Origin of the sequence: Streptomyces sp. CWNU-52B, from assembly GCF_047444975.1 — a bacterium.
Lineage (GTDB): Bacteria > Actinomycetota > Actinomycetes > Streptomycetales > Streptomycetaceae > Streptomyces.
The window spans coordinates 622,965-638,397 of the sequence record NZ_JBLFJV010000005.1 but is presented as its reverse complement, the minus strand read 5'-3'; the positions used below and the strand labels follow the sequence as shown (position 1 = coordinate 638,397).

Annotated in this window: 15 protein-coding genes, 1 pseudogene and 1 riboswitch; of the genes and pseudogenes, 5 read left to right on the top strand and 11 right to left on the bottom strand. The window is 71.1% G+C overall.

The genetic code is table 11. The features are described from left to right. The first annotated feature begins 18 nt into the window (after window positions 1–18). Together ACLVWQ_RS05705 and ACLVWQ_RS05700 are read left to right on the top strand one after the other, a co-directional pair. Window positions 19–1,053, top strand: coding sequence for an MDR family NADP-dependent oxidoreductase (locus ACLVWQ_RS05705; RefSeq protein WP_414107043.1), 1,035 nt, complete (start codon window positions 19–21; stop codon window positions 1,051–1,053). 58 nt (window positions 1,054–1,111) lie between these two features. Next, complete coding sequence (locus ACLVWQ_RS05700) at window positions 1,112–1,516, top strand: MerR family transcriptional regulator (protein ID WP_414107042.1); 405 nt, start codon at window positions 1,112–1,114, stop codon at window positions 1,514–1,516. A gap of 52 nt (window positions 1,517–1,568) precedes the next feature. Here ACLVWQ_RS05700 and ACLVWQ_RS05695 read toward each other — a convergent pair whose 3' ends face one another. Next, window positions 1,569–1,826 carry a hypothetical protein gene (locus ACLVWQ_RS05695; RefSeq protein WP_414107041.1) on the bottom strand — a complete coding sequence of 86 codons (258 nt, stop codon included), beginning with the start codon at window positions 1,824–1,826 and terminating at the stop codon, window positions 1,569–1,571. Between ACLVWQ_RS05695 and ACLVWQ_RS05690 the strand changes: the two are divergent. Beyond that, window positions 1,735–2,037 (top strand): annotated as a pseudogene (locus ACLVWQ_RS05690) (ATP-binding cassette domain-containing protein); the annotation flags it as partial. The gene ACLVWQ_RS05695 and the pseudogene ACLVWQ_RS05690 sit on opposite strands and share 92 nt — an antisense overlap. Window positions 2,038–2,163: 126 nt before the next feature. Here the strand turns inward: ACLVWQ_RS05690 and ACLVWQ_RS05685 are convergent. From ACLVWQ_RS05685 to ACLVWQ_RS05650, 8 genes are all read right to left on the bottom strand, one after another. Next, the gene (locus ACLVWQ_RS05685; RefSeq protein ID WP_414107040.1) at window positions 2,164–3,216 is read right to left on the bottom strand and encodes an LLM class flavin-dependent oxidoreductase; all 1,053 of its coding nucleotides are present in this window, start codon (window positions 3,214–3,216) and stop codon (window positions 2,164–2,166) included. Continuing rightward, window positions 3,213–4,046 (bottom strand): DUF1684 domain-containing protein, encoded by an 834-nt coding sequence (locus tag ACLVWQ_RS05680; protein ID WP_414107039.1) that lies wholly within the window; start codon window positions 4,044–4,046, stop codon window positions 3,213–3,215. The genes ACLVWQ_RS05685 and ACLVWQ_RS05680 overlap by 4 nt, the downstream gene beginning before the upstream one ends. Beyond that, window positions 4,043–5,938, bottom strand: coding sequence for a dipeptide ABC transporter ATP-binding protein (locus ACLVWQ_RS05675; RefSeq protein ID WP_414107038.1), 1,896 nt, complete (start codon window positions 5,936–5,938; stop codon window positions 4,043–4,045). Before ACLVWQ_RS05675 ends, ACLVWQ_RS05680 begins: the two co-directional genes overlap by 4 nt. Further along, complete coding sequence (locus ACLVWQ_RS05670; RefSeq protein WP_414107037.1) at window positions 5,920–6,876, bottom strand: ABC transporter permease; 957 nt, start codon at window positions 6,874–6,876, stop codon at window positions 5,920–5,922. Before ACLVWQ_RS05670 ends, ACLVWQ_RS05675 begins: the two co-directional genes overlap by 19 nt. After that, the gene (locus tag ACLVWQ_RS05665) at window positions 6,873–7,832 is read right to left on the bottom strand and encodes an ABC transporter permease (protein ID WP_414107036.1); all 960 of its coding nucleotides are present in this window, start codon (window positions 7,830–7,832) and stop codon (window positions 6,873–6,875) included. Before ACLVWQ_RS05665 ends, ACLVWQ_RS05670 begins: the two co-directional genes overlap by 4 nt. Before the next feature lie 79 nt (window positions 7,833–7,911). Continuing rightward, complete coding sequence (locus tag ACLVWQ_RS05660; protein WP_414107035.1) at window positions 7,912–9,543, bottom strand: ABC transporter substrate-binding protein; 1,632 nt, start codon at window positions 9,541–9,543, stop codon at window positions 7,912–7,914. Between the two features lie 348 nt (window positions 9,544–9,891). Beyond that, complete coding sequence (locus ACLVWQ_RS05655) at window positions 9,892–10,011, bottom strand: putative leader peptide (protein ID WP_414107034.1); 120 nt, start codon at window positions 10,009–10,011, stop codon at window positions 9,892–9,894. 32 nt (window positions 10,012–10,043) lie between these two features. Further along, a riboswitch (SAM riboswitch) is annotated at window positions 10,044–10,153 on the bottom strand. Between the two features lie 130 nt (window positions 10,154–10,283). Next, window positions 10,284–10,766 carry an ATP-binding protein gene (locus tag ACLVWQ_RS05650; RefSeq protein WP_414107033.1) on the bottom strand — a complete coding sequence of 161 codons (483 nt, stop codon included), beginning with the start codon at window positions 10,764–10,766 and terminating at the stop codon, window positions 10,284–10,286. A 163-nt stretch (window positions 10,767–10,929) separates the two neighbouring features. Between ACLVWQ_RS05650 and ACLVWQ_RS05645 the strand changes: the two genes are divergently transcribed. Both ACLVWQ_RS05645 and ACLVWQ_RS05640 read left to right on the top strand, forming a co-directional pair. Further along, the gene (locus ACLVWQ_RS05645; protein WP_414107032.1) at window positions 10,930–12,105 is read left to right on the top strand and encodes an epoxide hydrolase family protein; all 1,176 of its coding nucleotides are present in this window, start codon (window positions 10,930–10,932) and stop codon (window positions 12,103–12,105) included. A gap of 44 nt (window positions 12,106–12,149) precedes the next feature. Beyond that, window positions 12,150–12,485 (top strand): YnfA family protein, encoded by a 336-nt coding sequence (locus ACLVWQ_RS05640; protein WP_414107031.1) that lies wholly within the window; start codon window positions 12,150–12,152, stop codon window positions 12,483–12,485. A 47-nt stretch (window positions 12,486–12,532) separates the two neighbouring features. Here ACLVWQ_RS05640 and ACLVWQ_RS05635 read toward each other — a convergent pair whose 3' ends face one another. After that, entirely contained in the window at window positions 12,533–13,651 is a 1,119-nt protein-coding gene (locus tag ACLVWQ_RS05635; protein WP_414107030.1) for a DUF475 domain-containing protein, read from the bottom strand. A 322-nt stretch (window positions 13,652–13,973) separates the two neighbouring features. After that, entirely contained in the window at window positions 13,974–15,335 is a 1,362-nt protein-coding gene (locus tag ACLVWQ_RS05630) for an NAD(P)/FAD-dependent oxidoreductase (protein WP_414107029.1), read from the bottom strand. Window positions 15,336–15,433 lie beyond the last annotated feature (98 nt).

Below are 15,433 nucleotides of genomic sequence, written 5' to 3'. Positions count from 1 at the left end.
CCGTTCAGGAGCCCCGACATGGCCACTGTCCTGCCCTCCACCACACGCGAGATCGTGTTGACCGACCTGCCCGACGGGCTGCCCGGACCCGAGCACTTCACCGTCACCCGGAAGCCGCTCCCCGTTCCCGGTCCGGGACAAGTCGTCGTCCGCAACCGTTGCTTCCTCGTGTTTCCCGGGCTGCGCACGCTGATCGGCGGCCAGGCCGACGGCGTACCACTCCCCCGTATCCACGTCGGCGACACGCTGTTCGGTCCGGCTTTCGGCGAGGTCGTCGCGGCCGCGCCCGACAGTCCGCTGCGCCTCGGGGACACGGTCACGCATCTGCTCGGCTGGCGCGAGCACGCGCTGGTGGCGGCGGCCGCCTGCACTCCGGCGGGTGACATCCTGCCCGATCCGGTGGCCCATCTGTCGTCCGGATCGTCCGCCTACGGAGCACTGACCCGCCTCGCCCACGTCCGCCCCGGCGACACCGTGTTCGTCACGGGCGCGGCGGGAGCCGTGGGAACTCTCGCGGGCCCCGTCGCGCGTCTGCTGGGTGCCACGAGGGTCATCGGGAGCACCCGTTCGCCGGACAAGGCCGAGCGGCTGCGGACCGGCCTCGGATACGACGCGGTCGTGGTGCCGGGGCGCGGGCCGGTCGACGAACAGCTCACCGCGGCGGCTCCGGACGGCATCGATGTCCTGCTGGACACCGTCGGTGGCGACCAACTGGCCGCCGCCGTTCGCGCCGCGCGCCGGGGTGCCCGCTTCGCTCTGGTCGGCGCGCTGTCCGGACAGTTGGCGTCCGGTGGGGACGGTACCGGCGCGCTCGCGGAGATCGACACGTTCCGGCTCGTCAACCAAGGTGTGTCGCTGCGGGGTTACAGCGGCCTGGACCATCCCGAGGTGACGGAGGAGTGGACCGAGCGCTTCGGGGGCTGGCTGCGCTCGGGCGAGATCACTTTCCCGCATGTGCGGATCCCGGGCATGGACAGCGCGCCGCGGGCGTTGCAGGAACTGTTCGAGGGGCGGCACTTCGGGACCGTTGTCGTGGAGTTGCCGTCGGAGTGACCCGTCGTCGCGCGCGGCCACGGCGGCGGCAGAGGCTGAGGCGCGAGGTGGGTCGGACATGCGGATCGGAGACGCGGCGGCAGCGGCGGGCACCACCCCGCGGGCACTGCGGTTCTACGAGGAACGGGGTCTGCTGCCGGCGCCGCGGCGCACCGCCACCGGGCAACGCGAGTACGGGCCGGGCGAGGTGGCCAGGGTCCGCGTCATCCGTGAACTGCTGGGGCTCGGGCTCACCGTCGAGGATCTGCGCGCCATCGCCGACCGGATCGACCTGCTCGTCGAGAACCCACGACGGCGGTGCGGGCGCGCCGGCTCCGACACAGACACAGACACCGACGCTGGCTCCGGGTCCGGGTCCGGGTCCGCGGTGGTCGACCGCAGGCTCGCCGCTCTCGACGCCGAGATCGACCGGCTGACCCGTATGCGTGCGCACCTGGCTCTGCACACATACGGGCGGCCGTGACGGCGACACATGGTGGCCGTCGAGGTCCCTCGTCTCCTCGTCGGCGTTCGGTTCAGGTCCCGTCGTGCACCGGGTCCTCCCGCCAGCTCCACGAGGAGACACCCATGCCTGTACCCGGCGAGACCGGTATGCCGGCTGCCGTCGAACTGCGGGGGGTGACCCGGACCTTCGGCCGCGGCGCGTCCGCGCACCCCGTCCTCGCCTCGATCGACCTGCGGATGGCCGCCGGCGAGACCGTCGCCGTACTCGGCCCCTCCGGTTCCGGGAAGTCCACGCTGCTGCGCCTCGTCGCGGGGCTCGACACACCCACCACCGGAACCGTACTGGTCGACGGTGAGCCGGTCCGTGACATGGACCGGCGTGCGGCCGTCGTCTTCCAGGACGCGCGCCTCATGGCCTGGCGCACGCTCGCCTCCAACGTGGCGTTCGGGCTGCCGGCCGGGACACCGCGCGCTGAGCGGCGAGCCGCGGTGGCGCGCTGGCTGGAGGTGGTCGGCCTGGACGGCTTCGGTCGGCACCGGCCCAGTCAGGTGTCCGGCGGCATGGCACAACGGGCAGCGCTGACCCGGCTGCGTATGCAGGACCTGGAGCGGCGGAACACCAGGTCGTACGCCGCTGGAGTTGGCCGATGGAGTTGGCCGATGGAGTCAGGGGCGTGCCGGGACTGCTACCGGCGACGTGGGCTGTCCTGCCGGGTGCCAGCCGAGTTCCGGTGCGATCAGATGGCGGACGTCGTGCAGGATCTGCTCGTACTCGGCTCGCTGGAACTCGTACGGCAGCTCCAGGCGCAGTTCCGACACGGCGGAGACCACGGGGTCCGCCGTCAGCTGCTCCAGGATCTGTTCCGCCGTACCCACCACGTCCGGGGCGAACAGCATCCGCTTCGGCCCCTGCGGTGCCAGGGTGCGCCGGTGGCGGGCGGCCGCGTAGTCCCGGTAGCGGGCCCGGGTGGCCGCGTCGGCGCTGTCGAACGGCACGATCACACGGCCCAGCGCCACCCGCGCCGGGCGGTCGGCCGGGACGGTGCGACGGTACTCGGAGATCAGGGTGAGCTGGGCGGTGGTGAAGTCGTCGGTGCCCTCACCGGTGACGATGTTGCCGGTCAGCAGGTTCAGGCCCTGCTCGGCGGCCCACCGGGTCGAGGGCAGCCGGCTTCCCCCGTACCAGGTCCGGTTCACCAGGGCCGGGTTGTGCGGTTGCAGGCGCGGCCGCTGGGTGTTGCCCGGTGACTGGATCACCGTGTCCGGACCGCCGAGGTAGTCGCCGCGCAGGTTGTCGATGACGCGGGCGACCCGGCCGTAGGAGAGGTCGTAGCCCCGCCAGTCGCCGTCGTACACCAGGTCCCCGAGCAGCTCGGCGTGCGGCATGCCGGTGCTGAACCCGACCTGCAGCCTGCCGCGGGACAGCACGTCGGCCAACGACAGGTCCTCGGCCAGCCGGAACGGGCTCTCGTACCCGATCGGGATGACCGCGGTCCCCAGCTCGACCCGCTCGGTGCGCTGGCCGGCCGCCGCGAGGAACACCGCGGCCGATCCGACACCGTGTTCCAGATGGCGTTGCCGGATCCAGGCGCCGTCGAAGTCGAGCCGCTCGCCGTACTCGAACAGCTGGAGCGTCTCCTCCAGGCCCGTGTACGGGTCGTCGTCGGCGAAGTTGCCCGGCGTGAGGAAGGCCAGCGAGCTGATGGCGGGGGCGCTCACGACCGGCTCCGCGCGTCGCGCTCGTAGGGGATCTTCTCCCCGGCCTCGATCGGCAGCGGCAGCCGGTTCTCCGCCGGCGGCAGCGGGCAGGTGGCCAGGTCCGTGTAGGCGCACGGCAGGTTCGCGGCCCGGTTGAAGTCCAGCTCGATCGTGCCGTCCGCGGCCGGCGCGTCCAGCGCGAGGACCCGGTTGGCCGCGTAGGTGGTGACTCCGGAGGTCGCGTCCGTGAACAGCACGATCAGACTGCCCGGCCCGTGCCCGGGAAACGCGGTCAGCGACAGCGCCAGCCCGTCCAGTGCGAACTCGATCCGCCCCGGCGCGTCGTACACGTGCTCCAGCCCCTCCACCGCGGCGCCCACGGTCGTCGGACGGGGCTCGTCGAAGGCCACGTAACGGCCGGACACGGCCCAGCGGGGGTGCGGGGTGTAGGCGGGCGTCCCGGCGAAGTCGGTGCGCAGCGGGTTGTCCGGGTGCCGGGGCCGGACGATGTCGTGCCCGCCGCGCTTGGCCACCTCGATCACGGCGTCGTTCCAGACCGCGTTGACGCTGGCGCGTTCCGCGAGCACGCCGAAGCGGTGCTCGCCGCGTACGGAGGTGCCGTCGACGACCAGTTCCTCACCGTCGTCCAGGACCACGAGGACGCCGTCGGCATCGGTCGACCAGCGGCCCGGAGCGTCCGTGAAGCGTCGGGGCTCGTCGGTCAGCCAGTGCAGGTCGGTGATGGCCAGGAACCCGTGCGGGTCGCCGATGCGGGCCTCCTGCCCGCGGTGCCACTCCTGCCAGGCGTGGGTGAATGCCTCGGTGTCGGCCGGGCTGTCCTGAACCGTCATGTCTGCTCCTGAGGGAAGGGAAGGGGAGACTCGGGTACGTCCTTGTGGCGGCCACCGGGTATCGCCGCGAGCAGTTCGCGGGTGTAGTCGTGGCCGGGGCGGGTGAACAGGTCCTCGGTGGCGCCCGTCTCGACGACGCGGCCGGCCTTCATGACGGCCACCTGGTGCGCGATCTGGCGTACGACGGCCAGGTCGTGCGAGATGAACAGATAGGCCACTCCGGTGTCGGCCTGGAGTTCGGCGAGCAGTTCGAGGACCTGGGCCTGGACGGAGACGTCGAGCGCCGACACGGGTTCGTCGCAGACCACCAGGTCGGGCGAGAGCGCGAGGGCGCGGGCGACGGCGACCCGCTGCCGCTGCCCTCCGGACAGCTCGGCGGGGCGGCGGTCCAGCACCGAGGCGGGCAGGGCGACCCGGCCGAGCAGGTCCCGGGCTCGGGCCAGCCGGGAGGCACGGTCGCCGACCTTGAAGGCGCGCAGCGGTTCGCTGATCACCTCGCCGATGGAGAACCGGGGGTCCAGCGAGGCGTACGGGTTCTGGTAGACGAGCTGGGCCCGGCGGCGCAGTTGTCTGGCCTGTGCTCCGCGGGCGGTGGTGACATCGGCGCCGTCGAAGAGGACGCGCCCTGCGGTGGGGTCGGTCAGGCGCAGTGCCAGGCGGGCGGTCGTGGACTTCCCGGAGCCGGACTCACCGACCAGGGCGAGCGTCCGGCCGCGGTGGACCGTGAGGCTGACGTCGTCGACGGCGCGTAGCGTACGGGCCGAACCCGCGGTGCGCGGCAGCCGGAACTCCTTGACCACGCCGCGGAGTTCGACCAGCGGTGCCACCGTCGTCGCAGCTGTCCTCGGTGCGGCGGCTGGCGCGGTGGAGACCGTGGCCCGCGCACGTGCGGTGGCCAGGCTGGGAGCGCTGGCCAGCAGGTGCCTGGTGTACTCGTGCTGGGGATCGGCGAGGATGTCGCGGGTCGGGCCGGTCTCGACGACCCTGCCCTGCGACATGACCACGATCCGGTCGGCCCGGTCGGCGGCGACACCGAGGTCGTGGGTCACCAGCAGCACCGAGGTGCCGGCCTCTTCGGCGAGGTGTTGCAGATGGTCGAGGATGACCCGTTGCACGGTGACGTCGAGCGCGCTGGTCGGCTCGTCGGCGATGATCAGCTTCGGCTTCGCGGCGATGGCGATGGCGATCAGGACGCGTTGCCGCATCCCGCCGGAGAGTTCGTGCGGGTACTGCCGGGCGCGGGTGGCCGCGTCGGGCAGCCCGGCCTGGTCGAGGACGGCGATCGCGTCCAGCGGCGCGGACCGCCGTGTCGCCAGCTGGTGGATGCGGAGCACCTCGGCGACCTGCTCACCGATGCGCTTGACCGGGTTGAGCGACACCGACGGGTCCTGCGGCACGAGGCCGATCCCGGCGCCCCGGATCGTACGCAGCTCCCGTTCCGACAGCGCGGTGAGGTCGTGCCGGCCGAAGCGGACCGTGCCGGCGTCGATGCGGCCGTTCGCCGCCAGGAGGCGGATGACGGCGTGCGCGGTCGTGCTCTTGCCGGATCCCGACTCCCCCACCACCGCGGTCACCTCACCCGGCCGCACCTCGAGGTCCACGCCCCGCACGGCGTGTACGACACCGCCGCGGGTGCGGTACGACACCGACAGGCCCCGCACTTCGAGGAGCGCGCCTCCTCCGCTCGGATCGGCGACGGCGGTGGTGCTGGTGGCCGTGGAGGTGGAGGTGGCGGTGGAGGTCGTCGCCGGGTCCTCCGCGGCTCCGGGCGGCGTGGCCCGGTTCTTCACAACTCTGTTCGTCACAGCTCTGTTCGTCACTGCTTCGTTCGTCACGGCCTCGTCCCTCTCGGGTTCGTTCGTCCGCCGGCCGGTCATCGCTGCCGTGACCATTCGCCGTCCAGCGCCCGCGCGATGCGGTTCGTGGCCAGCACCGTCGCGGCGATGACCAGTCCGGGCAGCGCGGTGAGCCACCAGGCGTTGCCCAGGTAGTTGCGTCCGTCGGAGATCAACGTGCCCCATTCCGGCGCCGGTGGCGGCGCTCCGTAACCGAGGAAGCTCAGCGACGAGACGGCCAGGACCGCGGTGCCGAACTCCAGGGTGGCCAGCACGATCACCGGGCCCAGCGCGTTGGGCAGCACGTGCCGGCCCAGTACCGAGTACCAGCGGGCCCCGCAGGAGCGGGACGCCTCGACGAAGACCGCCTGCCGTACGCGCAGCACCTCCGCGCGCATCACCCGGGCGAAGCCGGCGACACTGGCGATGCCGACCGCGACCGCGACCTTCACCGTCCCGTATCCCAGCGCGGTGACCAGGGCCAGGGAGAGGAACAGCGCCGGGATGGACAGCAGTACGTCGACGAAGCGCATCACCACGTCCTCGACCCAGCGGCCCACGAACCCGGCGACCAGACCGAGCAGACCGCCGACCACGAAGGCGACGCCCACCGCGATCAGGGTCGCCTTCAGCGACAGCTGCGCACCGTGCACCACCCGGGAGAACACGTCGCGGCCCAGTTCGTCGGTCCCGAACCAGTGTGCGCCGCTCGGGCCCTGAAAGTTCTGCGCCGGCACTCCCTTCAGAGGGTCGTCCGAGGTGAACAGGCCCGGCCAGAACGCGGCCAGGACCACCAGGACCACGACGAGGCCCGACACCAGCAGTCCCGGCCGCAGCAGGAGGAAGCGGGCGGCGCGCCTGGGTTCGAACCCGCGCCCCGGGTCGTCGCCCGGTCCGGTCCCGGGTGCGCTTCCCGGCTCGTCGTCCGGGGCGACCGGCCGGGCCAGGCCGAGCCCGGCGCCACCGGCGGCATCGTCGACAACGGTCTGGCTCATACGGGGCGCACCTTCCTGCTCGAAGCCACCACGATCCGCGGGTCCAGCAGCGGATAGACGAGATCGACGAGCAGGTTGGCCAGCACGAAGATCAGCGCGCCGAACACCACCACCCCCTGGACCAGCGGGATGTCCTGGGCCGTGACCGCCGCGGCCGTGACCCGGCCCAGTCCGTCGCGGGAGAACACCGTCTCGATGACCACCGACCCGGCGACGAGCTGTCCGGCCAGCAGTCCGACGATCGTCAGCGCGGGCAGTGCCGCGTTGCGCAGGGCGTGCCGCAGATGGATCCGCAGCCGGTCGGCGCCCTTGGCCCGCGCCGTCTCCACATAGGCCTGGTCCAGCGCCGTGAGCAGGCTCTTGGCCAGCACCTGGGCGACCAGTGCCCCGGTCGGGACGGCCAGGGTCACCGCCGGGAGCACCAGCCCCCGCAGCCCGTCGTTGCCGAACGCGGGGAACCACCGCGCCCGGAAGGAGAACAGCTCGACCAGCACGAGGCCGACCCAGAACGTCGGTACCGACACCCCCAACGGCGGCAACGACAGCAGCAGTTGCCGTAGCCAGCGCCGGGTGGTGTAGGTCGCGAGGACGGCCAGACCGCCGCCGAGGAGCACCGCGAGCAGCAGCGCCGCACCCGTCAGCTGCAGGGTCTGCGGGAGCGCGTCGGCGAGCGTCGAGGTCACCGGGCGGCCGGTGGAGACCGAGTCGCCGAAGTCCCCGCGCACCGCTTTGCCGAGGTGGTCGGCGTACTGCACGAGCACGGGCTTGTCGAAGCCGTACTGATGCCGGAGTTCGGCGATCTGCGCCGGGTCGACCTGGCCGGAGTCCGCTCCGGCGCCGGCCATCGCGGAGACCGGGTCACCGGGCAGGTAGTCCAGGACGAAGAACGACACCGTGTACGCCGCCCACAGCACCCCGAGCGCCTGCGCCAGGCGTTTGATCACATAGCCACGCATTCCCCGCTCACTTCCTTCGCCGACGCCGACGCCGACGCCGAGGCCGAGGCCGAGGCCGAGGCCGGTGCCGTGGGGGGCATCAGCCGATCCAGGTGTCGTGCAGCTGGATCCGGCTGGAGGCCTCGAAGTCGAGGTCGTGCACCTTCTTCGCCACCCCCAGCTGGGTCTGCAGTTCCACCACGGGGACGACGTACGCGTTCTGGACGATCAACTTCTGTGCCCGCTCGACCAGTTGCTGCCTCTTTGCCGTATCGGTGGTCGCCGCCTGCTCGGTCAGCGCCGCGTCCAGGTCGCTCGTGGGCAGGTGATAGAAGTTGGCCAGCCGGGTGGAGTACTGGCTGCGCAGGATGTCGGGGTCGGCGCGGGTCACGTTGCCCCACACCGCGTCGAACTCACCGGACTGCAACGTCGGTGCGAACTGGGCTATCTGCTGCTCCTTGAGCACCACGTCGACACCGACCGCCTTGAGCTGCTGCTGGATCAGCTCAAGGGCGGGCTGGTTGGTGGCCGCGTTGGCGAACCACTTGACGGTCAGGCGCAGCTTCGTGCCGCCCTTCGTCCTGCTGCCGTCCGCGGCGGCCTTCCAACCGGCCGATTCCAGCAGGGACTTGGCCTTCGCCGGGTCGAACGCCAGGTCCGGACCCAGGTCCGTGTAGTCCGGTGTGGTGTGCGCCAGGATGCTGGTCGCCGCCTTGGTCCCGGTCGGGAACACGGCGTCGACGATCTGCTGCCGGTCGATGGCGAGCCGGAGCGCCTGCCGTACCTTCACGTCCTTCAGCAGCGGACGGGAGTTGTTCAGCCCGAGGTTGAAGACGGCACCGGGATTGGCCCGTCCCTGCAACCCCACCTGGCCGCCCTTGAGGGCCGTCTCGTTGGCCTTGCCGACGCTGCCGATCGCGTCGACCTGCCCGGACTGGAGGCTGCCGGTACGCACCCCCGCCTCGGGCACCACCTTGAACACCAGCTTGTCCAGGTACGCCTCGCCCTTCTTGGTCCACAGCGAGGAGCCCCAGGCGTACTCGGCACGCTTGGCCAGGTTGATCGACTGGTTCTGCACATAGCTCTTCAGCACGAAGGGACCGGACCCGATCACGCCCTCGCTGCACTTGTCCTGCGGGCTCTTCCTCACGCTGGCCGAGGACTCGATGCCCAGTGAGTGCGTCGCCGTGGCCTGGAGGAACTGCGCGTTGGGCTGCTTGAACCTCACCCGCACCGTGAGCGGGTCGACCACGGTGGTCTTCTCCAGGCCGCTCAAGTAGCCCTGGGCCAGCGTGCCCAGCGCGCCGAGGTCGGGCACCGCGTCGAAGTTGTCCTTGACCACCTGTGCGGTCAGCGGTGACCCGTCGCTGAAGGTGACTCCCGAGCGCAGGTGGAACGTGAAGGTCGTGGCGTCCGCGTCGATGTCCCAGCTCTTCGCCAGCCACGGCACGATCTTGCCGGTCCTGGGATCCTGGTCGGTGAGTGAGTCCACCACCTGGCGGAGCGAGTAGATCGTGTCGTTGCTGCCCACCTGCTGCGGATCGACGCAGCCCGCGTCGGACCCCACCGCGAACGTCAGCGTGCCGCCGGACCGGGCCGGGCCCTCGCCGCCGCCCGCGCCGGAGCCGGTCCCGCTGCCCGACGAGCAGGCGCTCAGCGACAGCAGGGCGGCTGTCACGAGCGCGGCGGGCGCGGTCCACCGGGTGGCTCTGGAATCCGGATACGGTTTCACGGAATCGTTTCTCCTACTCGAAAATCACCAGACCCGCGCCCATGGATCTCCCGGCGCGCGCCCATGCGTACAAGGGGAACCGCAGGTGGTGCCGCCCCTGTTCGGGGCAGCTGGGTTCAGACAGGGAGGAAGGGAGGGAGGGAGGGAGGGAGGGAGGAAGGCGAGGGGGAGGAAGGGGAGGACGCCGATGACGGCGTGACATCGCTGTGGAGCCGACAGCCCCTGAGCGCCCGCGGAACACTGCCGCGGGAACCGGCCGGCCCAGGCGGCGCACGGGGGTCTGCGGACGTCAGCCGGCCGAGCGAAGCCCGGCAGCCGTGCGGTCAAGCGGCCGGCAGCGGGACCCGGTCAGCCGTGACAGAGACAGCTGGTGATGCGCTGCAGATCGATGTGGCGCCGGCGGGAGAACCGGAAGAACGCCGGCGCGGTCGCGATCGAGGCGTTCAGGTCGACACTGCGTCGCACCACGGTCCTCCAGATCGTCGGACCCCGGTCACGGGGTCACGCACTTGCAGAGCCGGCGGCCCTGCCGGGCTTTCACCTGGAGCACCCCACCGCGTACGAGGGTTGCCGGCCAGCGAGCCAGGGCTTGACGCTGACACTCAATGCCACATGCAACGGTACTGAGCTGCGTCCTGATCCGTCAATGGGTGATCGCGGCGGCGGTCACGGTCCGCTCGCCCGTCCCCTGCCCGTCCCTCGCCCGTCCCCGCGCGTCACGTGTCGACGCACGTCACGCGTCAAGCACAGGCGGTGGCGGTGCCGTTCGTGGACGCGTCGGACAGGGCGATGCGGGCCCTGATGCGTTTGCCGACCGGCTCCCTGCGGATCTCCAGGTCCTGGGCCACGGCCTTGACGATCTCCAGGCCGTGCTGACCGACCCTGTCGGGATCGGCGACGCGGGCCTCGGGAACCGTCGGGTCGCTGTCCCACACGACGACGTCCACGGCCTCGTGGGTGACGCGCAGCTCCATCAGAACAGGGCCCGGGGCGTATTTGCAGGCGTTGGTGACCAGTTCACTGACCACCAGCTGGATCAGCCCCACGACACGGGCCGTCACGGACGGCTGACGGCCACGGGCCCGCTCCAGGAAGGCCCTGGCGTGATGACGGGCATCGGCGATGCATCCGTCGTCGCCACCCGTGGCGTACCCGGTCTCCATCAGGTCGCCGTCGAGCCCCGCACAGCCGTCACCGTCGTCGTCGTTGGGTCCCACCCGCATCGCCCTCATTCTCCGTTCACAGGCGCTCCGTTACCCGCCCTCCCAGCATTCATGCGTCCTACATAGGTGCTCTCCGGCACATCGTCCCCCTTCGTCATCCGGGACAAGACCGGACACACCACCGCCGCGCGTCCAGCGGAGTGCGCCCCGTAGCATGCGTGCCATGCCGGACCCGACGACCGCACCAGAACCCTTCACCCCGCAGACCGGTCCCGCGGCGCTGGAGGACCTCCGCGCCAGGCTGCGCGCCACACGCTGGCCGGACGCGCCCGAGGACGCCGGGTGGTCGCTCGGGACCGATGTCGCCTATCTCCGTGAACTCGTCGCCCACTGGGCGGACACGTTCGACTGGCCGGCGCAGGAGGCGGCGCTCGCCCGGCTGCCCCGTTTCCGCGCCCGGCTCGGCGGCCTGGGCATCCACTTCGTGCACGCGCGGGCCGTCGCACCGGCCGGTCCCGTACTGCCACTGGTCCTCAGCCACGGCTGGCCGGACTCCTTCTGGCGCTACTCGAAGGTCGTCCCGCTGCTGACCGACCCCGGTGCGCACGGCGCCGACCCCGCCGACGCGTTCGACGTGGTCGTACCCGACATGCCGGGCTACGGGTACTCCGACCGCCCCACGGGCCCGCCTCTCGACTCCATCGCGGTCGCCGGACTGTGGGCCGAGCTCATGGACGTCCTCGGCTACGCGCGGTTCGGCGCGGCGGGCGGGGACATCGGCAGCCACGTGAGCCGCTATCTCGCGCTCGACCACCCCGACCGGGTCGTGGCCGTCCACCGTATGGACGGGGGTCTGCCCGTGTTCACCGGCGATCCGGCCGAGCTCGCGCCCGAGGAGCGCGCCTGGTTCGCGGACGTCGCTGCCTGGGGCGCGAGCGAGGGTGCCTACGGTGCCGTCCACCGCACGAGGCCCCAGACCGCCGCCGCCGGGCTCACCGACTCGCCGGCCGGGCTCGCCGCGTGGATCGTGGAGAAACTCCGGGCCTGGAGCGACTGTGACGGCGACGTCGAGCGGAGCTTCACGAAGGACGAGATCCTCACGAACGTCACGCTCTACTGGCTCACGGAGACGATCGGCTCGTCGATGCGCATGTACCACGCGAACTCCGCGATCCCGCCCGAGCAGCTCACCCGACGGGTCGAGGTGCCGTCCGGTTTCTCGCTCTTCCACGGCGACATCCTCCGGCCACCGCGGGCGTGGCTCGACCGCACGGCGAACACCGTGTACGTGAACGAGCCCGCGCGCGGCGGGCACTTCGCGCCGTTCGAGGAGCCGGAGCTCTACGCGGAGGAACTGCGCGCCTTCTTCCGGCCCTACCGGGCCGCGGCGAAGGGCTGAGGCCGAGGGATCATGGGCGTGCGCCGCGGGTAGGGTCGGGCGTCATGACCGTCGCTCGTTCCCTTGCCCTGTTCGTCGTCGCCGCGCTCTTCGAGATCGGCGGCGCCTGGCTGGTGTGGCAGGGCATCCGCGAGCACCGGGGCTGGATCTGGATCGGCGCGGGCGTCATCGCTCTCGGCCTGTACGGGGTGGTGGCCACTCTCCAGTCCGACGCCGACTTCGGGCGCATCCTCGCCGCCTACGGAGGCATCTTCGTCGCGGGATCCGTCGCCTGGGGCATGGTCGCCGACGGCTACCGCCCCGACCGCTACGACATCACCGGCGCCCTGATCTGCCTCGCCGGCATGGCCGTGATCATGTACGCCCCCCGCCCGCACTGACCACGTCCGGGCGCGCACCACGGCCCCACCACTGGGGCCGTGGGCGCCTAGGTCGAGAGGGAGGTCGCCGACTCCTTGGCCAGGGCTCGGTTGCGGCGTACCGAGGACCAGAAGGCCCAGCCGATCAGGATCACTCCGACGAGGCCGGTGATCACCTCGTTGATCTCGTACTGGATGGTGACCAGGAGGATGACGGACAGGGCGCCGATGGCGTAGTGGGCGCCGTGCTCCAGGTAGACGTAGTCGTCGAGGGTGCCCTGGCGGACCAGGTAGACGGTGAGCGACCTGACGTACATCGCGCCGGTGCCCAGGCCCAGCGCCATCACGACGATGTCGTTGGTGATGGCGAAGGCGCCGATGACGCCGTCGAAGGAGAAGGACGCGTCCAGGACCTCCAGGTACAGGAACATGAAGAACGCGGCCTTGCCCGCCAGGGCGACCGCCGAGCGGGGCCTGCCGGTGCGCTGGGCCTCGTCCTCCGCCTCGTGCTCGCGCTCCTCGTCCTCCTCGATCCTGTTCTCGAAGTGGCCGGAGAGGCCGCCCACGATCATGTAGGTGACCAGACCCGCGAGTCCGGAGAGAAGCACCGTCTCCGCCTTGTCGGCGTGCACACCGCCGTGCTGGTGGGCATGGGTCGCGAAGGTCATCGCGGTCACCAGCAGCACGATCAGCGCGATGCAGACCGACAGCATGTCGACCTTGCCGAGCTTGGCGAGCGGGCGTTCCAGCCAGCCCAGCCACTTGATGTCCCGGTCCTCGAAGATGAAGTCGAGGAAGATCATCATCAGGAACATGCCACCGAACGCGGCGATCGACGGGTGGGCGTCGGTCACCAGTTGCTGGTAGCGGTCCTTGTCCGTCAGCGCGAGGTCCACGGCCTTGATCGGGCCCATGGAGGCGCTGACGGCCACGATGAGGACGGGGAAGACCAGCCGCATGCCGAACACGGCGATGAGGACACCGATGGTGAGGAAGATCTTCTGCCAGAAGGCGTTCATCTTCTTCAGGATTCCGGCGTTGACCACGGCGTTGTCGAACGACAGGGAGATCTCGAGGATGGCGAGGATCGCCACGAGACCGAAGGCGGTCCACCCGTCGTAGAGGACCGCCGCGACCAGGGCGAGCGCGGTGACCGCGAACGACCAGCCGAAGGTTTTCAGAAGCACTGGTTACCCCATCGTGTGGTGAGGGCCGAGGGCCCCCCGTGGTGCGGTCCTGTAGGTGTGGTCGTGCAGGTGTGGCAGGCGTCTGGGTGGCGCGTGGGAGCACAACGATGCCACCGATGCCGACGGGCACGTCGATGGTACCCACGGCGTCCTTGCCGCTCCTGCGGGGAACAAGGAGCGGCGGCCACCGCACTGGCGGCACGGGGGCGAGGGCATCCGGCATGGGGGGGCGGGTCGCGGTCCGCCGGCCGGCGGACCGGCGGCTGGCGGACCGGCGGCCGGCGGTCACCGCGCCGTCAGCCGGCTCCCGGTGCGGCTGTCGTCACCCCGTCTCAGTGCGCTCCCGGATCTGCTCCGGGGTCAGATACGCGTTCGTGTACTCGAAGTCCCGCAGCGTCGCGGGGGTACGGGACTGGAACCCGGTGCGTACGAAATCGTCGCCCGCCAAGCCGTTCAGCGCCCAGTTCGTCGCCACCCGGGCCTTCGCCACATTGGTGCGCAGCGCCGACCAGTGGTACCCGCGGGCGGCGATCAGGGCGGGCAGCCCGCGCAGTTCGACCCCGAGCGGCTTGGACACGGCGTCGAGGCCGCCGAGGTCGACGACGAGTCCCAGGTCCTTGTGGACGTACGGCGTCATCCGCTGCCCGCGCAGCGCCGCGATCACGTTGTCGGCGACGTGCTTGCCCTGGCGCATCGCGTGCTGGGCGGTCGGCGGGCAGACGGCGCCCGCCACGTCCTTGGCCTCGTCCGGCACCGCGGCGGCGTCGCCGAGCGCGAAGACGCCGTCGTGTCCGCGCAGCGACATCTCCGAACTGACCGCGAGCCGCCCCTTGACCGTCTCGGCGCCCAGGGTCGCGATGAGCGGGCTCGCCGCCACTCCGGCGGTCCAGATCAGCGTGTGGGTGGGGATCACCCGGCCGTCGGTGAAGGTGACCTCCTCGGGGCCCGCCTTCTCGATGGACACGCCCAGCGAGACGTCGATGCCCCGCCTGCGCAGGATGTCCTGGGCGCTCCTGCCCAGCTTGTCGCCCAGTTCGGGCATCAGCTTGGGTGCGATGTCGATCAGATGCCACTTGATCAGCTTCGGGTCGAGCCTCGGGTAGCGCTTGATCGCGTTGTGCGTGAGGCGTTGCAGGCACGCGGCCGTCTCGGTACCGGCGTAGCCCCCGCCGACCACCACGAACTGGAGCCGGGCCGCCCGTTCGGCCTCGTCCAAGCTGGCGTCGGCGATGTCGAGCTGCGAGATCACGTGGTCACGGATGTACGCGGCCTCGGCGAGCGTCTTCATACCGCGGGCGTTGTCGGCCAGGCCCGGGATGTCGAAGGTGCGGGTGACGCTGCCCGGCGCCAGCACGATCTGGTCGTACCGCTCGTTCACGACCTCCCCCGTGATCTTGCGGACGACGCAGACCTTGGCCTTCACGTCCACGCCGATGGCACCGCCGGGGATGATCCGGGTGCGGTACCTGCGGCTGCGGCGCAACGACACGGCGATCGACTGCGGGGTGAGCACCCCCGAGGCGACCTGCGGCAGCAACGGCAGGTAGAGCTGGTAGGAGAAAGGTGTCACCAGCGCCAGGTCGGCCTCGGTGGGTCCAAGCTTGCGCTCCAGGCGGCGGACGCACTCCACTCCCGCGAAGCCCGCTCCCACCACCAAGATCTTCGGTCGTACCACGATGTTCATCCCTTCACCGGCCGCGTTCTGTCGGGCTTCCCCCACTCCCCTCTGCCCCCGAGTGCCCTCATCGCACATGGTGATCCCTCGATGAGACGAGCGGACGC